This window comes from Halomonas sp. A29, assembly GCF_046723295.1.
GTDB lineage: Bacteria > Pseudomonadota > Gammaproteobacteria > Pseudomonadales > Halomonadaceae > Halomonas.
In genome coordinates this window covers 1-972 of the sequence record NZ_JAXQPR010000031.1, presented here as the reverse complement: position 1 = coordinate 972, position 972 = coordinate 1, and the positions used below count along the sequence as shown (strand labels likewise).

Genomic DNA, 972 nt, shown 5'->3' with positions numbered 1-972 from the left:
TATGCATTGGGCACCCAGCGCGCTGCGGGATATTTTGCCACCGGGGCGGGCTTTGACGCGGCGGGCCAGCACGTGCAGGGCGGCGAATACCGGGTTGGCCAAACGCTCGCGGCAGGGGGCACGGCACTGGTTTATGGTCCGCTGGCTGGCGTAGCTTGTGGGGAAATGCTGCGGTGGGTGGTGCGGCGGGTGGCACCCATACGGCAGTGACCAACTGGGTATATGACGAGAGCAAGTCGGTAACCTCAGGGGTACTCGTCGGCGCGGGTGCTGGAGGAGTTGGAACTTACATTGGCGGAACGATAGGCCAGCGCCTTCAAGGATTACCAAGGCAGGTAAGTGTGCCTTACTTCCAGACACCCGCCACCATTACCATGCCTTTACCCTCTACGGAGGCGATAGGCAACACTACCGAGACGGTGATCAGCAATATACCGGCATTGATTGGTCTGCCTGACGCTGGAAACAACGAGAATCGAAATGAATAAATTTGAATGGACATGGTCCGCATTTTTTAAGAGAAATGTGAAGTTTTTTGCAGTGTGCTTGGCTGCATTCCTATTTTTCTGGAATAGCGTGGCTATTTTGGAATGGCTATATACCTTGTTTGGAGGGGAGTTGCGAGGTTATGGCCCAGCACAGCAGCGCTGGCACCGTGTCTGGGCTATGGGGGTTGCTGGGGCATTTGTATTCGGTTTTTTAGTAGATGCCTTTAATACTTGGTATCATAGAAAACATCCTGAAGAGGCAGAGAGGTTAAAGAAGAGGCAAGAAGAGCGGCAGGGTGAGAAAACATATGAGGCCATAGATTCAGCAATGTGCGCTTCCTTTATCGAGTCAACTGCCACAGGCGAGATCGTGCATCGCGCTGAGTTGAGTAAGAAGGAGCAGGGTTATGCATTGCGACTGAGCCAAGTGGGGCAGGATGACTGCATAGAGAGGTTTGAGTCTGAGCAGGCGGTGAAACAGTAT

The 972-nt window shown here is 53.4% G+C and carries 2 protein-coding genes; both read left to right on the top strand.

Going from position 1 to position 972, the window contains the following annotated elements; translation table 11 throughout:
• Positions 1 to 210 (top strand): hypothetical protein (locus SPH52_RS22430; RefSeq protein WP_411797270.1); only part of this gene is annotated, 210 nt, incomplete at its 5' end.
• Between the two features lie 270 nt (positions 211 to 480).
• The coding region (locus SPH52_RS22425) for a hypothetical protein (protein WP_411797269.1) at positions 481 to 972 on the top strand (492 nt) is incomplete at its 3' end.